Source organism: Chitinophaga sp. H8 (assembly GCF_040567655.1).
Classification (GTDB): domain Bacteria; phylum Bacteroidota; class Bacteroidia; order Chitinophagales; family Chitinophagaceae; genus Chitinophaga; species Chitinophaga defluvii.
This window is the reverse complement of record NZ_JBEXAC010000002.1, coordinates 973,031-989,397: the sequence shown is the minus strand read 5'-3', so window position 1 is coordinate 989,397 and position 16,367 is coordinate 973,031. Positions and strand designations below refer to the sequence as shown.

16 protein-coding genes are annotated in these 16,367 nt (G+C 45.0%); 8 read left to right on the top strand and 8 right to left on the bottom strand.

Annotated features, from left to right (window positions below; translation table 11 throughout):
* Positions 1-29 precede the first annotated feature (29 nt).
* Positions 30-836: a methyltransferase domain-containing protein gene (locus ABR189_RS17840; RefSeq protein ID WP_354661823.1), complete on the top strand. Its 807-nt coding sequence runs from the start codon at positions 30-32 to the stop codon at positions 834-836.
* A 94-nt stretch (positions 837-930) separates the two neighbouring features.
* Positions 931-1,380 carry a hypothetical protein gene (locus ABR189_RS17835; RefSeq protein WP_354661822.1) on the top strand — a complete coding sequence of 150 codons (450 nt, stop codon included), beginning with the start codon at positions 931-933 and terminating at the stop codon, positions 1,378-1,380.
* Between the two features lie 51 nt (positions 1,381-1,431).
* On the opposite strand, the gene ABR189_RS17830 is transcribed toward ABR189_RS17835, so the two are convergent.
* The 3 genes from ABR189_RS17830 to ABR189_RS17820 all read right to left on the bottom strand — a co-directional run bounded on the left by ABR189_RS17830 (position 1,432) and on the right by ABR189_RS17820 (position 3,898).
* Positions 1,432-2,325: a YitT family protein gene (locus ABR189_RS17830; RefSeq protein ID WP_354661821.1), complete on the bottom strand. Its 894-nt coding sequence runs from the start codon at positions 2,323-2,325 to the stop codon at positions 1,432-1,434.
* A 69-nt stretch (positions 2,326-2,394) separates the two neighbouring features.
* A complete protein-coding gene (locus tag ABR189_RS17825; protein WP_354661820.1) occupies positions 2,395-3,534 on the bottom strand; it encodes a formimidoylglutamase in 1,140 nt (379 codons plus the stop codon).
* 115 nt (positions 3,535-3,649) lie between these two features.
* Positions 3,650-3,898 carry a hypothetical protein gene (locus tag ABR189_RS17820; RefSeq protein ID WP_354661819.1) on the bottom strand — a complete coding sequence of 83 codons (249 nt, stop codon included), beginning with the start codon at positions 3,896-3,898 and terminating at the stop codon, positions 3,650-3,652.
* A 380-nt stretch (positions 3,899-4,278) separates the two neighbouring features.
* On the opposite strand from ABR189_RS17820, the gene ABR189_RS17815 reads away from it, so the two are divergent.
* On the top strand, positions 4,279-5,376 hold the full coding sequence (locus tag ABR189_RS17815) for a glycosyltransferase (protein WP_354661818.1): 1,098 nt from the start codon (positions 4,279-4,281) through the stop codon (positions 5,374-5,376).
* A gap of 4 nt (positions 5,377-5,380) precedes the next feature.
* Here the strand turns inward: ABR189_RS17815 and ABR189_RS17810 are convergent, their stop codons facing one another.
* Positions 5,381-5,737 carry an arsenate reductase family protein gene (locus tag ABR189_RS17810; RefSeq protein WP_354661817.1) on the bottom strand — a complete coding sequence of 119 codons (357 nt, stop codon included), beginning with the start codon at positions 5,735-5,737 and terminating at the stop codon, positions 5,381-5,383.
* Positions 5,738-5,885: 148 nt separating this feature from the next.
* Here ABR189_RS17810 and polA point away from each other — a divergent pair, with 148 nt between their 5' ends.
* The 3 genes from polA to ABR189_RS17795 all read left to right on the top strand — a co-directional run bounded on the left by polA (position 5,886) and on the right by ABR189_RS17795 (position 10,754).
* A complete protein-coding gene (polA, locus tag ABR189_RS17805; RefSeq protein WP_354661816.1) occupies positions 5,886-8,705 on the top strand; it encodes a DNA polymerase I in 2,820 nt (939 codons plus the stop codon).
* 202 nt (positions 8,706-8,907) lie between these two features.
* A complete protein-coding gene (locus ABR189_RS17800; RefSeq protein ID WP_354661815.1) occupies positions 8,908-9,444 on the top strand; it encodes a GNAT family N-acetyltransferase in 537 nt (178 codons plus the stop codon).
* Positions 9,445-9,608: 164 nt separating this feature from the next.
* Positions 9,609-10,754, top strand: a complete 1,146-nt coding sequence (locus ABR189_RS17795) for a C1 family peptidase (RefSeq protein ID WP_354661814.1) — start codon at positions 9,609-9,611, stop codon at positions 10,752-10,754.
* 143 nt (positions 10,755-10,897) lie between these two features.
* Here the strand turns inward: ABR189_RS17795 and ABR189_RS17790 are convergent, their stop codons facing one another.
* The 3 genes from ABR189_RS17790 to ABR189_RS17780 form a co-directional block, all read right to left on the bottom strand.
* Positions 10,898-11,608: a 3-keto-5-aminohexanoate cleavage protein gene (locus tag ABR189_RS17790; RefSeq protein WP_354661813.1), complete on the bottom strand. Its 711-nt coding sequence runs from the start codon at positions 11,606-11,608 to the stop codon at positions 10,898-10,900.
* A 156-nt stretch (positions 11,609-11,764) separates the two neighbouring features.
* Complete coding sequence (locus ABR189_RS17785) at positions 11,765-12,124, bottom strand: hypothetical protein (protein ID WP_354661812.1); 360 nt, start codon at positions 12,122-12,124, stop codon at positions 11,765-11,767.
* A gap of 18 nt (positions 12,125-12,142) precedes the next feature.
* The gene (locus ABR189_RS17780; protein WP_354661811.1) at positions 12,143-12,760 is read right to left on the bottom strand and encodes an L-threonylcarbamoyladenylate synthase; all 618 of its coding nucleotides are present in this window, start codon (positions 12,758-12,760) and stop codon (positions 12,143-12,145) included.
* A 262-nt stretch (positions 12,761-13,022) separates the two neighbouring features.
* On the opposite strand from ABR189_RS17780, the gene ABR189_RS17775 reads away from it, so the two are divergent.
* Together ABR189_RS17775 and mtgA are read left to right on the top strand one after the other, a co-directional pair.
* Positions 13,023-15,035, top strand: a complete 2,013-nt coding sequence (locus tag ABR189_RS17775) for an FAD-dependent oxidoreductase (protein WP_354661810.1) — start codon at positions 13,023-13,025, stop codon at positions 15,033-15,035.
* A gap of 54 nt (positions 15,036-15,089) precedes the next feature.
* Positions 15,090-15,803 carry a monofunctional biosynthetic peptidoglycan transglycosylase gene (gene mtgA / locus ABR189_RS17770; RefSeq protein ID WP_354661809.1) on the top strand — a complete coding sequence of 238 codons (714 nt, stop codon included), beginning with the start codon at positions 15,090-15,092 and terminating at the stop codon, positions 15,801-15,803.
* A gap of 17 nt (positions 15,804-15,820) precedes the next feature.
* Here mtgA and ABR189_RS17765 read toward each other — a convergent pair whose 3' ends face one another.
* Entirely contained in the window at positions 15,821-16,348 is a 528-nt protein-coding gene (locus tag ABR189_RS17765; protein ID WP_354661808.1) for an AAA family ATPase, read from the bottom strand.
* Positions 16,349-16,367 lie beyond the last annotated feature (19 nt).

Genomic DNA, 16,367 nt, shown 5'->3' with positions numbered 1-16,367 from the left:
TCCCCGGGAAACTTTTTTTACTTTTAATAATGTCTACTACACCTGATTACTTTGATGCGAACCAAAAAAGCTGGAACAAGGCTACGGCCTATCACGTGGCATCTGATTTCTATGATGTACCAGCATTCCTCAACGGCAAAAACAGCCTGAATAGCATTGAGCTCAACCTGCTGGGGGATATCACCGGACAATCACTCCTCCACCTGCAATGCCATTTCGGACAGGATACCCTCTCGCTTGCCCGTATGGGCGCCAATACCACCGGTATTGATCTTTCTGATGCAGCTATTCAGCAGGCACAGGCATTGGCGGCACAACTGGCACTGGATAAGAAAGCCGCTTTTATGTGCAGTAATGTGTACAACCTGAAAGAAAACCTGCAGGGACAGTTCGACATCGTATTCTCCAGCTATGGTGTAATAGGCTGGCTCCCTGATATGAACAAATGGGCACAGATAGTAAGCCATTTCCTGAAGCCCGGCGGTCAATTTATTTTCGTAGAATTCCACCCGGCAGTATGGATGTTTGACAACGACTTTACCAACCTGCAGTATTCTTACTTCAACGTAGAGGTGATCAAAGAAGAATCCTCCGGAAGCTATGCTGATAAAAACGCTGATTTTAAACAACTCACCTATAACTGGAATCACTCATTGGCAGACGTGATTACAGCACTATTGCAGGCAGGGCTAAAACTGGAACAGTTTCAGGAATTCGATTATTCTCCCTACAACTGCTTCCGCAATACTATACAGGAAGGCAATCGCTATTACATTAAAGGCATGGAACACAAACTGCCTATGGTATATGCCCTAAAGATGTCAAAACCAATATAATAAATCCTCAAGGCTGTCGTTTACATTAAAGCTGCAAGATCATCCATATCTTGTATTAAATTTATTATATATATTTGCAGCTTATACATAGCCTATGCGTTTCATGCGAACATTGATCCTTGTCACACTACCATTATTATGCCTGTCGATATACTCCCGGGCACAAAACAAAGTCCTCGACTCACTGGAAAAAAGCTACCAGCTATGCCTGGATAAGGGTGAACACAAGTATCAATGTGCATTGCAATACTATACCCAGCTAAACCTGCTGCTGGATAGTACCTACCGGCAGATATGCAATAGTATGGACAGTAGTGGTGTACGCCATTTAAGGATGGACCAGGAAGCATGGCTGGAAAAAAAGGACGTCTTCTTTAAAAAGATGGATGAAAGGGTAGAAAAACTGAGTAAGAAAACCATGGATGGTCTTGATGATGAAATGATCTCTACAGATAATAAAGCGGCCTACATAAAAGAAAGATTACTGGAATTATTGAGCAGCAAAGCTTTTGCTAATATTAAAACCGAAGAACAGGAGCAATAACTGTTGCTTTTACAATTTATAAACGCCCCACCTGGAGTAAACAATACTGTATTAACCGTGAGTAGCCCTTCGTTTAATCATACCTCCTTTGGTATCATTAATGTTATGCTGCACAATGAAGGCCTTCTCGTCTATTTTCTCTATTTCATCGATAATCCGGTGCACTTCCAACCGGGTTACTACCGTGTATACAATATCAATTTCATTATCCGTTGCGCCACGTTTACCATAACCGCTCTTCCCTTTAAATACGGTTACACCTTTCTTTAATTTTAAGGTAAGCGTTTTGCGGATCAGCTCACTTTCCGGGGATATCACAGTGAGTGCAATGTACTCTTCAAAACCCTGGATAATAAAATCTACTGTTTTTGAGGCAGAAAGATAGGTGAGCATAGCATACAGGGCAGTTTCAATATTGATGAGAATGGCGGCCACACTAAAGATCACGACATTAAAATACATGATCACTTCTCCTACTGTCAACACCGTTTTGCGGTTGATATACAATGCCAAAACTTCTGTACCATCCAGCACAGCGCCTCCACGTATAGACAACCCTATTCCTGCACCCAGAAAAAACCCGCCAAAAATGGCAATCAGCAGCTTATCACTGGTAATGATGGGTACTTCTATCAAAAACAAACAGGCAGACAATCCCACAATCGCTGCCATGGCTTTAATAGTAAAAGTGGTAGATAACTGCCGGTAAGCCAGCAGAATAAAAGGCATGTTGATCACAATCAGCAGTACGGAAATAGACCAGCCGGTAAGCCGGCTTATCAGCAGGGATATACCTGTTACGCCTCCATCCAGAAAACCATTAGGTAATAGAAACCCTTTCAGCCCAAGGGCGGCTAATAACACTCCAATACCGATCAGTATCATGTCCTGTAGATTCTGAATAAGACTGATACGGGCAATTCGCGTTTTGCGGAGTTTGTTCATGCATGTAGTAATTACGAATTACGGTGGCTCCTTTACGTTAAACAATAGCTATTGTTTAACGCAGCTGCTTCATAACCTTTCCTGGTGCCGCAACCATCTTTCTGGTATTTCATTGTTGCTGGCCAGCAGGTAATCTGCATAGGAGCAAGGCAAAAATTCCTTATCAGGTGTTTGCATCCACCAGCGGGATGTTTTTTTACTCTTTAAGAATACAGTATCAATATCTGAAAAGGCAATATGAAATTCCCAGAAAGCATCCCGGTTCTCCAGTGGTGATTCTTTTTGTTTAACTGCCTGTCCGTCCATGAAATACCACAGCATTTGTGATATCTGACGGGCAGTCAGGTTTTCTTTATCTTTTTCCGGGCGGTAACCATAGATGCCAAACGTACTGAGCTTATGACTCATACCGGCAAAACGGGCTAATGAACAGGCTTCTTCACCGGTAAATCCATTTGGGGAGAGGTGATTGGCCGGTGCATCCATATGCCGGATAATGTTGATGTCGAGGCTGAAAAGATCTGTATTCCGCAATACCGGTTCCGCTTCCTCTATGTTTTCCCGTACCTTACCCAACCGGTAACAATCAAACCGCAGCTTATCCAGTGTTTCCAACATCCGTGGATGTACGAAATAACTCTGGAAACCCAGGTGATTATAGTGGCGGATATAATTGGGCTGCTCTGTCAGCATATCCATCAGAAAACTGTCTGAACGTGCGGGAGATTCTTCCTGTAAATCAATCAGTGCATCGGCTACCGTGGCTTCTATTACCCATTGCTGGGAAGCATAGGCTTTATATTGTGCATAGGTAAGGTCATGCGATCCTCCCAGGATAATCACTGTTTTCTTTGCATGAAGCAAGGCGGCAAGTACTGCATTTAAGGCAGCATAGGCATCTGCAAGGGTGGCGCCGGAAAGCAGATTGCCTATATCAGCTACTTTTACTTCCCTGTGCCAGTTATACAAACTGTAAAACTCACGACGGATGGCATCCGGACCAGAAGTTCCTGTCCTGCCCGACTGGCTGCCCCGCTCTTCTCCCACACCCAAGATAATAACCTGGGCTGCTTCCAGATCAGGATGATGATCCGGCTCATAAATGTCAATAACACCACCAATCTGGTAGGCATCATATTCCTGATCATTATTGAGATATACACGGGAAACAGGCTGAAGGAAATCCTGCAGGTGCGAAAAATCTGCCATCACAATATTGGTTTTTTATTTGATGGCAAACCTACAACAAGAATTTTATAATTGAAGCACGACCATGAATCAAGTAGTATGAAAAACACTACTTTAGGAGAAAGGTATAAGCGCACTAGTTTTTATGGATAATAAACTCGAATGGCTTTTGCGTTTTCCTGGAAAGTACCTTCTGAAGTACCGTACGCTTGTTGGTTATTCTGCTTTTGTTACAATCTACTACTTCCATAACGGCAGATAAATAATCCATCGTTTCAATAAGCGAAAGCATTTCGCTGATCTGCTTTACCGCGTGTTGAATCTGCTGCTCATTGTATCTATCTTCATGTAGCAGGATTAGTAAATCTCTATCTACAGCTTTCATGTAAAAAAATTTGACTGTTCCCCGAAAATGTATGTATGGCCAGGTGTATTCTGAATAGGCATTATACCACTATCAATATAAGGTATTTTTTTCTAACAAACTAGTATTTTCAAAATTATACCCTATCTCCCTGTATAACATACTGCTAATGCATCCTTTTTTTGTTCATGGTTGGGCAACCACAGTCGTTTTTCTTAAATACGCTGCATCCCTGCAGCACCAAACTTCCGCAAAGAAAAAATACGATTACCCATTTTATATTTTTCATACTGATGATTAAGATCCCATTTAAAATTTACAGCCGGGTGGTAAAGTGTTTACCTTTTCTTAACAATGCTCCTTCCTAATTTAGCCTAAATTCGCAAACAAAATTAAATTATTTGTCCACAACCATCAAGCCAAAAAAAATCCTCGTTGCTCCGCTGGACTGGGGCCTTGGGCACGCCACCCGCGATATTCCGCTGATTCACGAACTCTTAAACGCCGGGTGTGAAGTAGTTATTGCAGCTGAAGGAAAACATGCCGCATTATTACAACAGGAATTTCCCCAGTTAACACTCTTGCATCTACCTGGTTATCAGATACAATACGCACAAAAAGGACGGTTTTTTGGATGGAAAATCATGCAGCAGATCCCCAAAATAATCCGGGCTGTAAAATATGAGCAAAAATGGCTGCAAAAGGTGGTGGAAGAACATCAGATCAGCGGCATCATCTCCGACAACCGGTTTGGACTGTACCATGCACATGTCCCTACAGTGTTCATTACACATCAGCTCCTGATCAAAACCCCTTTTGGCGGGATCGTGGAAACACTCCTGCAAAAGATCAACTACCGGTTTATCCGGAAATATAATGCCTGCTGGATACCGGATTTTGCTGGCAATAACAACTTATCCGGCGAACTGGCGCATCCCCATACGCTGCCGCCGCATACTACCTACCTGGGATGCCTGAGCCGCTTTAAACCCAAAGTTGGGGTAACAAAAAAATACGATCTCCTTGTACTTATTTCCGGACCGGAACCACAACGCTCCAACCTGGAAAAACTGGTACTGCAACAGATAAAAACATTGCCGGTAAGTGCATTGATCGTAAGTGGCAAACCCGGTTCTCCTGCCAGAGAACAATTAACGCCCCAGGTATTGCAGGTAAATCACCTCAGTGCGGCAGAACTGAATGAAGCCATGCTGGCGGCAGATATGGTGCTCAGCCGCTCCGGCTATACCACCCTCATGGACCTGGCCAAACTGAATAAAAAAGCCATCCTGATTCCTACCCCAGGACAGTCCGAACAGGAATACCTGGGCGAATACCTCATGGAAAAAGGATACTTCTATTCATTGCCGCAGGAAAAGTTTCAGCTAAAAACAGCATTGGATGCTGCTGCCAGATTCGGGTTCCGCTCTTTTCAACATGACCAGGATATGGAATTATACAAGCAGGTGGTTCAGCAATTTGTAGCTGCTTTAAAGTAAGTCCTTATTTTTTTGCGGCAACAGTCAGCGCTGCTACCGTTTTCTTATCATTTCCTATAAAGATCTGCTTACCAATGATGGCTACCGGCCGTTTTAAAAATGTGTACTCTTCCAGTATCAGATCATGGTAATCCTTTTCCGTAAGCGCTTTTTCATGCAATCCCATTGGCCGGTATTTTTGAGAACGGCGGCTAAACAAAGCTTCGTAACTGCCCGCCAGCGCATGCATCTCCTTCAGCTGGGCAGGAGTAATCTTTTCTGTTTTAATATCCTGCAACACAAATCCATGCTCCGTGGCGGCAATGGTGTCCAGAATCTTTTTGCAGGTGCTACAGGTAGAAAGATGATATATTTTTTTCATGTCAGTGCATTAATAATTTTCAACCGGCAATTTACAATTTGCTGCGTATAGTTGGCAGCCGGTAATAAAAGATGCCGGTCCCGTTTTCTAGGAAGGTTTGTTTTGAACTGTAAACGGTAATTTGCAAACTATCTACTATTTTTGGCGCATGCAAAAGAAATTGTTCTTACTGGATGCAATGGCGCTTATTTACCGCGCTTATTATGCATTAATCAGAAATCCCCGGGTAACAAGCACCGGGCGCAATACCAATGCGCAATTTGGGTTTACCACTACTTTACTGGATCTCATCAATAAAGAAAAGCCTACGCATATGGCCGTGGCTTTTGATACGCATGCGCCTACAGAACGTCATACCACCTTTACAGACTATAAAGCTAACCGGGAGGATGCTCCGGAGGATATTCTGGATGCCATCCCTGACATCAAGCGCATCATTGAAGGCTTTAATATTCCGGTGGTGGAACTGGATGGATACGAGGCGGATGATGTGATAGGTACCCTCGCCTGGCAGGCATCCGATGCGGGATATAGCGTATACATGGTTACGCCCGATAAGGATTACGGCCAGCTGGTCAGGGAAAATGTATATATCTATAAGCCCCCCTACATGGGCAGCAAGGAAGAGATCATGGGGCCCAAAGAAATCTGTGAAAAATGGCAGATCAAAGACGTACATCAGGTAATAGACATTCTTGGCCTGATGGGCGATGCCGTGGATAACATCCCTGGTATTGCCGGCGTAGGAGAAAAAACGGCCATGAAATTACTGGCGCAATACGGCTCCCTGGAAAATGTACTGGATAATGCGGCTACCATTGGTGGCAAAATGGGTGAAAAAATCCAGGCGGGCAGAGAAAATGCCATCCTGTCTAAAGAACTGGCCACCATCATTACAAATGTGCCGGTAGCTTTTCATGAAGAAAACTTCTGCATCCGTGAAACTAATAAAGAAAAGCTAACAGAAATATTTACAGAGCTGGAGTTTAAAACCCTGGGAAGAAGAGTATTAGGGGATACTTTTGCCGGCAACACTACAGAAGCGCCTGCCAAACCCAAAGTAACACAAACAGACCTGTTTGGCGATGCCGTGGCTACCGAAGCACCACTGCCGGTAGAAACAGGTGATCCCATCGCACAAATCCTCACGCCAGACAAAAACATTCATAATACTCCACATCAATACTTCCTCGTGGATACTCCCGAAAGCAGGGCAGCATTAATCACCCAACTACTGACACAAAAGGAGATCTCCTTTGATACCGAAACCACCGGTACGGATGCTAATGATGCAGAGATTGTGGGCATGAGCTTCGCCATCGTAAAAGGGGAGGGGTATTATATCCCCATGCCTGCCAGCCAGGAGGCAGCACGGGCTATACTGGACGAATTCAGACCTGTTTTTGAAAATGAAAACATCACTTTCATTGGGCAAAATATCAAGTATGATATGATCGTATTGAAATGGTATGGTATCAATATCAACAGTCCGCTGTTCGATACCATGCTGGCCCACTACCTGATAGAGCCGGAAGGCCGCCGGGGGATGGATGTGCTGAGCGCTCAATACTTACAATATGAACCCGTGCATATTGAAGCTCTTATTGGTAAAAAAGGAAAAGGCCAGGGCAATATGCGGGATGTGGAAATAGAAAAGATCAAGGACTATGCTGCGGAGGATGCGGACATTACCCTGCAACTGAAAGAAACTTTCGCACCATTCCTCCCGGAAAAGAAAGTGGACAAGGTATTTTACGAAATAGAAACTCCCCTGGTAAAAGTACTGGCAGATATGGAATACGAGGGCATTGCCATTGATACAAAGGCATTGTCCGACTACTCCAATGAACTGCAAACAGAAATAAAAAGGGCGGAGGAAAGTGTGTATGAACAGGCAGGGGTAAGGTTTAATCTGGCGTCCCCCAAACAATTGGGAGAGGTACTGTTTGAAAAACTTCAACTGGACCCTAAAGCTAAAAAAACACGTACGGGGCAATATGCTACCGGGGAAGATGTATTGCAGAAACTGTCCTATAAGCACAAGATCGTGGAAGATATCCTGGTGTTCCGGGAGCTGAGCAAATTAAAATCTACGTATGTGGATGCGTTACCGCTCATGCTGAACAAACGGACCAACCGCGTACATACTTCTTACAACCAGGCGGTAGCGGTTACCGGCCGCCTTAGTTCCAACAACCCCAATCTGCAAAATATTCCCATCCGTACAGAAAGAGGACGGGAAGTTAGAAAGGCGTTTGTACCACGAAATGAGGAATATGTGCTACTGTCTGCCGACTACTCCCAGATCGAGTTACGTATCATCGCTGCTATTAGTGGTGATGTGCATATGATTGAAGCCTTCCAGCAACAGCTGGATATTCACGCAGCTACTGCCTCAAAAGTATATGGGGTACCACTGGAAGAGGTAACGGCTGAAATGCGCCGTAATGCCAAGAGCGTAAACTTTGGTATCATTTATGGCGTAAGTGCGTTCGGGTTGTCAGAAAACCTGGGCATCGCACGTAGTGAGGCCAAAACATTGATCGACAATTACTTTACCCAGTATCCGTCTATTAAAAAATATATGGAAGACCAGGTAAAGTCAGCACAGAAAAAAGGATACGTCGAAACATTGCTGGGCAGAAAACGCTGGTTAAAGGATATTAACTCTTCCAACGCAGTAGTGCGGGGTTATGCAGAACGTAACGCCATCAACATGCCCATCCAGGGTACTGCCGCGGATATGATAAAACTGGCCATGATAGCCGTACATAAAGCTTTTAAACAACATAACTTCCGCTCCCGCATGATCCTGCAGGTGCATGATGAGTTGGTGTTTGATGCCCATCTCTCCGAAGTGGAGCAGATTAAACCGATCATTACAGATTGTATGCGCAATGCAATGCCACTGGTAGTGCCTGTGGAGGCAGAAATTGGTTCCGGCAGAAACTGGCTGGAAGCGCATTAAAAAGCAATGCCACTGGCACTGCGGACCAGCTGTGAAAAAACACTGCCGGGCCCTCAGCGTCAGTGGCAAAAAAACAACTATAATTTGTCAGATTTAGTTTGTATTTTATCTCATTAAAAATGTGCATTGCTGGCCCCTATCTTCTAATAATTAATCATTTACATCACTTGTATTTCACAAATCCATTTACTAGTTTTCGCGCATGATCCAAACACCACGCCTACAACTATTGTCTTGCTCACTTCAGCATTTTGAATGGCTGTTACAGGGTAATGATGTTTTGGCCGGCATGCTGGGCATTAACGTTCCCGAGCACTGGACAGAGTACCCCGAAATGGTACTCGTGGCATATGATAAATTACGGAATAACCCATCCATGCTTGGATGGTTCTTTTACCTGGTAATACATGAAGAAGACCAGTGCCTGATCGGTGCTGGTGGCTTTAAAGGCAAACCTGATGCAAATGGTATGGTAGAAATCGGCTACGAAATAGCCCCCGACTACCGCGACCAGGGCTATGGCAGCGAGCTTGCCCTGGGGCTGATCGGGTTCGCTTTCGGACACTCCTACATTCAGCGGGTAATTGCCCACACAGAAGAAGACTATAATGCTTCCGTGAAAATATTGCAAAAAGCAGGTATGCACTTCGTAGGAGCCGTAAAAGACCAGGAAGACGACCGCCTCTGGCAATGGGAAATCACCAGGGAACACTTCGAAACTATCAATAAAGAAAAATAACAGCACCACCGCTGTCAGATAACAAACTTACCGGTTGATTTTAACATCATCCGGCAGGTTCGTTTGTAACAATTCCCCCCGTTCATCCATCTTTTGGCTTTTTCAATACCTCCTTTCCCTTATTTTTGACGCCTTATAAATCTAAACCTCTTATAAAGCTTATCATGAAGAATTGGATCGTGTGTGCGGCCCTGCTTTGCAGTACGGCAGCACTGGCGCAAAATGCCACCAACAAAGAAGGTAGTCGTTATCAGTTTACTACTTTAAAAAACCTGGATGCTGCAGATGTACAAAACCAGGGACGTACCGGTACCTGCTGGTCTTTTTCCGGCCTCTCCTTTTTTGAATCTGAACTGCTCCGTAATGGCAAATACAAAGATTTGAACCTGAGCGAAATGTTTGTAGTACGCAAAATGTACCCTTTAAAAGCTACCAACTACGTTCGTATGCATGGCAAAGCCAACTTCGGTGAAGGTGGCGGATTCCCCGACGACCTGTTATGCCTCCGCGAATATGGACTCGTACCGCAAAGCGTATATGATGGCAATAAAGGTGCTTCCTACAACCACGCTGAAATGGTAAGCCTGCTGGAAGGGATCGTTAAAACCGTAGGTGCTAACGAAAAAACCATCAACCCTAACTGGACCAAAGCGGTAGACGGCGTATTGAATGCCTACATGGGTGATGCACCTGAAAAGTTTGAGTATAACGGTAAAACATACACGTCTCAGTCATTTGCCAAAGAACTTGGCCTTAATGCAGATGATTATGTAATCCTGACTTCTTTTACCCACCACCCATACTATAAACCATTTGTACTGGAAGTACCCGACAACTGGAACTGGGAAACTGCCTACAATGTACCGCTGGCCGACTTCAGCAATATCGCTGAAAATGCAGTCATGAATGGCTACACCATTGCATGGGCAGCCGATGTGAGTGAAAAAGGTTTCAATTTCAACAGCGGCCTGGCTATCGTTCCTGAAAAAGAAATGGAAGACATGACACCGGAAGAAAGGAAAAACCTGTTCATGGAGCCTATCAAAGAAAAAACTATCACGCCGGAATTACGCCAGCTGGCTTTCGACAATTTCGAAACACAGGACGACCACGGTATGCACATCGTAGGACTGGTTAAAGACCAGAACGGTAACAAATACTTCCGGGTGAAAAACTCCTGGGGGACCAACAACCCCGGTAATGGCTACTTCTATGCTTCTGCTCCCTACTTTGCTTATAAAACCACCAGCATCATGGTGAATAAAAAAGCAATCCCTTCAAATATTGCGAAGAAACTGGGGATAAAATAATCAGCTTTTAGCTGTTGGCTATTAGCTTTTAGCCTCCTGCTTTTTACTGAAGCCCTTGTCTTCAAAAGCAAAAGGTTAAAAGCTAATAGCTTATTAATAGTATTTCCCATTTACCGAAGTGCTTGTTTAAAAAAAGCTAAAGGCTAATAGCTCCTCCTCAGCGCATACTGCACCATCGTTACATTATCTACCGGCTCATGTCCTCCCGGAAGGTACAGGATATCTTCCAGTCCTATACGCGCCTGATACCCTTTACTACCCGCCAGCTCCAGCAATGGCCAGCAAGTATAGCCTGTTCCGTGCAACAGCAATGATTGCCGGCTGGTCAGGTGGGCTGATAATAAAGCCTCTATCGCTATCACCGTTTGTATGGCTTTCCCCAGCTCTTCTTCCTCCGGTTCCAGTAATATGCGAAAGCATTGGGGCAATAATCCCGACCTGATAAGATTATGGGCGGCAGACAAATGATTAACTCCTGCTTCAATGCCTATTTCTTTAGCCAATACTGCCTGGGCAATTTCCAGGTGATCCGGCTCCCCAAAGTTCACCGATACAAAATCCGGTATCACTTCCCAGCGCTCAATATGCTGTAACCGCTCTCCGGGGGTTATCCACTCACCGGTACTGATACCCAGCGGGATACCCGGCACTGCTTCCCGGATAGCCAACAACTGTGCGGCCACATCTGCTGCCCGTAATGACTCATTACCGGCTTTATCCCGTACATGGAAATGCACAGAGGTAACTCCTGCCTGTACACATAACTGAATGTCCTGCACAATGGCAGGGGTAGTGAGCGGTACAAACCGGCTCTCTGTCCTGCTCCTTCTTCCATTAAGTGCTACCTGTAACATAAAAAAAGAGGTTATGATCGTCCCTAAAATGGCATTGTTTAAATGTTGACAATGTCAAATATATTAGTTGCCTTTGTCAACATAATAACATAAAACACAATACTGTCAATACTTGCAATACAAACCGGCTATTCGTTATACCTACCTGATCATCTTTTAATGTTTGCCTTCCAGCTTTTGGGTGTAAGGGTAACTCCCCAGCCTTAGTTTAACGGGAAGTCCTGTACGTTTCTGCCAATTCCATTCCTGCTTGCAAAAAAATCCGAAGTGCTGGCTATAATAACCGGCCGGGTTAAGCGGTAAGGTATGCGCAAAAATTGGAGGGGGCGGCGGATTATCCGCAGCTGGTTTCCAGATATCTGCAGGTGGTGCACTTAATAAACCAGGGGCAGTCCCCGCATTCATATAAGTATGTGGCACAAGAGGAGTAGGGGTGAGGGTTATTGTTTGGGCAGCTGCACCTCCTGCGGTCATACAGGCTGCTATGATCCATGCAGTGTGCTTTTTCCATTTCATATCAGTGATATTAAGCGGTTAAAGTATTGCATCCCAGCTACCGGCACCTTCCCTGATCAACTCAGGTACTGGACCGGTACAATCTACTACGGTAGAAAAAGCCATCCCACCGGGACCACCATCTACCACTATATCTACGATCTTACCAAATTTCTCATAAATAATCTCCGGGTCGGTATATTCTTCCACATAATCCTCAATGGGCAGCGTGGTGCTCATCAGCGGATTACCCAGCTCGCTTACAATCGTGCGGCAAATCAGGTTGTCCGGCACACGGATACCTACCGTATCCTTTTTTGTTTTCAGCAATTTGGGTACCATTTTACTGGCCGGCAAAATAAAAGTATAAGGCCCCGGCAAGGCCTTCTTCAGCATACGAAAAACAGGCGTATCCACACTTTTAGCGTAGTCCGACAAATGGCTCAGATCATTGCAGATGAATGAAAAATTTGCCTTTTTAGGATCTATCTGCTTGATGCGTGCAATACGCTCTACTGCTTTATGCTGTGTGATATCACATCCCATACCATATACAGTATCGGTAGGATATATAATGACCCCGCCATCTTTTAAGCATTCAACAATTGTTTTAAGATGACGTGGATTTGGATTGAGTGGATGTACCTGCAGCAGCATAAACAAATTTACGGATTTTCAATCAGGAATGCTGATTACATCTCCCGGCAGCAATATACCACTGCATTGAAATATATATCCCATTTGTAAAAGAAAATAATAGTTATATCTTTAAAACCACGTTGTAAATGAGTGGTAATGCACATATACCACTGGAAAAATCAGGCTGGTAAGTCCTGGGCCAGCTTTCAGTATTTGCCGGATATGCTACCATACCTTTACCGGCACTGACACATCTGATAAACTTAAATAAACAGCAGCAATGGATATACGTAAAAGAAAGTCTTGTTTTTTAGCATGCCTGGTAATGGCAACCTCCCTTGTTTCGGCACGCCCTGCATCTGCAGCAGGCGACCCACCGGCAAAAAATTATGATATCTGTGTATATGGCGGCACCGCAGCGGGTGTAATAGCAGCCTATACCGCCAAAAAGATGGGCAAAACCGTACTGCTCGTAGAACCTGGCAAACACCTGGGCGGCATGACCTCCGGTGGCCTTGGAATGACCGATATCGGCAATAAATTTGCCGTAACCGGCCTGTCCAGAGACTTCTACCGCCGCGTTGGCCAGCACTATGGCAGGTTTGAACAATGGACATTTGAACCACACGTGGCAGAAAATATCCTCCGGGAATATATCGCCAAAGCAAATGTTCCCGTACTCTATGGATACCGTATCATTAAAGCCAATAACAAACAAGGTACCATCCGCTCCATCACCCTGGAAAAGTCAACGGATATCCCCTCCTCCGCTACCAATACCATCACTGCCAAAATGTTTATTGACTGCAGCTATGAGGGTGACCTCATGGCCAAAGCAGGCGTAAGCTATACCGTGGGCAGGGAGGCCAACAGCCAGTATAATGAAACGTACAACGGCGTACAACTGATGGACAAACACCAGTTTCCCGACGGGATCGACCCTTACAAAACTCCCGGCAATCCTGCTTCAGGTTTGCTCTGGGGTATCAGCGGGGAAAAACTGGATGCCAACGGTACCGGCGATAAAAAACTGCAGGCGTATAACTTCAGGATGTGCCTGACCAGCGATCCGGCAAACAGGATTACGATTGCCAAACCGGCAAACTATGATCCTGAAAAATATGAGCTGATTGCCCGTGTACAGGCTGTAAAACCATGGCAACAACTGGAAGAAGGGCTGAACTTTAATCACATGCCCAACCACAAAACAGATATCAACAACAACGGCTATTTCTCTTCCGATATGATAGGTATGAACTACGACTACCCGGAAGCCAGTTATAAAAAACGTAAGGAGATCATAAAAGCGCACGAAGACTATACGAAAGGATTACTGTATTACATCGGTAATGATCCTAAAGTACCTCAGCATATCCGTACAGAAATGCAGCGCTGGGGATATCCTAAGGATGAATACACAGATAATGGCAACTGGTCATTCCAGCTGTATATCCGGGAAGCCCGCAGAATGGTGGGTGCTTATGTGATGACACAAGCCAATTGCGAAGGGGGAGAAGTAGTAAAAGATGGTATCGGTATGGCTGCTTATACGATGGACTCTCATAACTGCCAGCGTGTGGTGGTAAACGGTATGGTGAAGAATGAAGGTGATGTACAGATAGGTGGTTTTGGCCCATATCCCATTGCTTACCGCAGCCTGATCCCTAAAGCCAGCGACTGTAAAAACCTGCTGGTACCCGTGTGCCTTTCTGCTACTCATATTGCCTATGGCTCTATCCGTATGGAACCCGTGTTTATGGTACTCGGACAATCTGCTGCGGTGGCGGCTGCAATGGCGATCACCGATAAAAAAGCCATCCAGGATATTAACGTTACCGCTTTACAGCAAAAGTTAAAGGAAGATCCTTTGATGAATGGTGCTACTGCAGAAGTACTGGTGGATGATGCAGATAAAACAGGGATCACCACTACCGGCCACTGGGAAACAGCAAAAAAACGGGGCTACGGTTCTTCTATTACTTACAGTGATGGCAGTGCAGGCAGTCACATACAATTAACACCACAGATCAAACATAATGGACGGTATACTGTTTACTATCATAATACCGGCTGGAAGGATAAAGCACAGGAAGTAGTATTCACCATTCCGTATGCTGGGGGACAAAAAACCCTGCCACAATCTTTAACGGAACATGAGGGTGAATGGATCTCATTGGGCACCTACGATTTTAAAAGTGGTGCTGCCTACCCATTAACGATCAGCCTACCCAATGGCGCAAGTGGCGTTATAGTGGCAGATGCGCTGTTATGGGTACCGGAAATATCCAACTGATGAAAACCAAATAATCTTCCTAACTTCCGGCCCGATTTTTCTAAACCTACGTGGATGAAGTTAAAAGGCATTGTTCCCAGAACGTGGCGAAGATTAAAACGTATTTTATTAGTTTTATTTGTTGCACAATTTGTATATATCATCATACTCAGGTGGGTAAATCCGCCGATTACACTCACCATGATATCCAGCTGGTTTAGTCTGATAGGTACAGATAAAACATTTCACAAAAGCTGGGTAAATTATGATGAGATTTCACAACATACCAAGCTGGCGGTAATCGCCAGCGAAGATCAGTTGTTCCTGGACCATGACGGATTTGATTTCAAGTCTATCGAAATGGCCATGAAACACAATCAGAAAAGCAAAAAGATCCGGGGAGCCAGCACGATCAGCCAGCAGGTAGCAAAAAATGTATTCCTCTGGCAGGGACGTAGCTGGCTCCGCAAAGGACTGGAAGTGTATTTTACTTTTATGATTGAAAAGCTATGGGGCAAACAACGTATCCTCGAAATGTATCTCAACGTAGCGCAAACAGGAGAGGGCGTTTTTGGGGTAGAAGCAGCCGCACAAACAAATTATAATAAAAACGCTGCCAGTCTTAACAGGGAAGAGTCTGCGATGATAGCTGCCTGCCTGCCCAACCCCGTAAAATATACGGTTAATCCTCCTGCCCGTATCACGGCCTGGCGCCAACGCAGAATCCTGGTACAAATGCGCAACCTGGCCAATGATCCCGAGATTAAAGCACTGGTAACTGCTCCATAAGACAACAGTGTATCACATTATCTTTCGCCCTGCTCAAGGGCATCTATAGCAGCAATACCCAGCTGTTCCCGTTCCTGGTAACTGCCACGGATATCTGCCCAGGGGGTACCCGACTGCATCACAATATCCCGGTAAATATGATAGAAATAATTACGCATGGTGGGGTCTGGATACTCGCGCTGTGGGTCGTCCTGCCAGGGTATATCTATATAGGTTAGCAGATAAAGATCACAGGGCTGTGCGGCAATCTGCTGTAATATCTGTGGGTCGCAATCGCCATATTTATGCTCACTCCATACTTTCAGCACATACAGGTCCGTATCACATATCAGCAGGCGATTGGCCTGCGCTTTCATCCTGTTTTCCAGCTGCTGTTGTCCCTGCGCAATATGTAGCAGGTCCTCCTTTTCATAAGGCCTGGGCAACTCTTCCAGGTACTGGCGGGCATACTCCGGTACCCACACCGTTTGGTAATGTGCTGCCAGCTTTTCGCTGAGTGTACTTTTTCCTGTTGACTCAGGCCCTATTACTACAATTCTTTTCATCTCCTGTTTTACGATACAC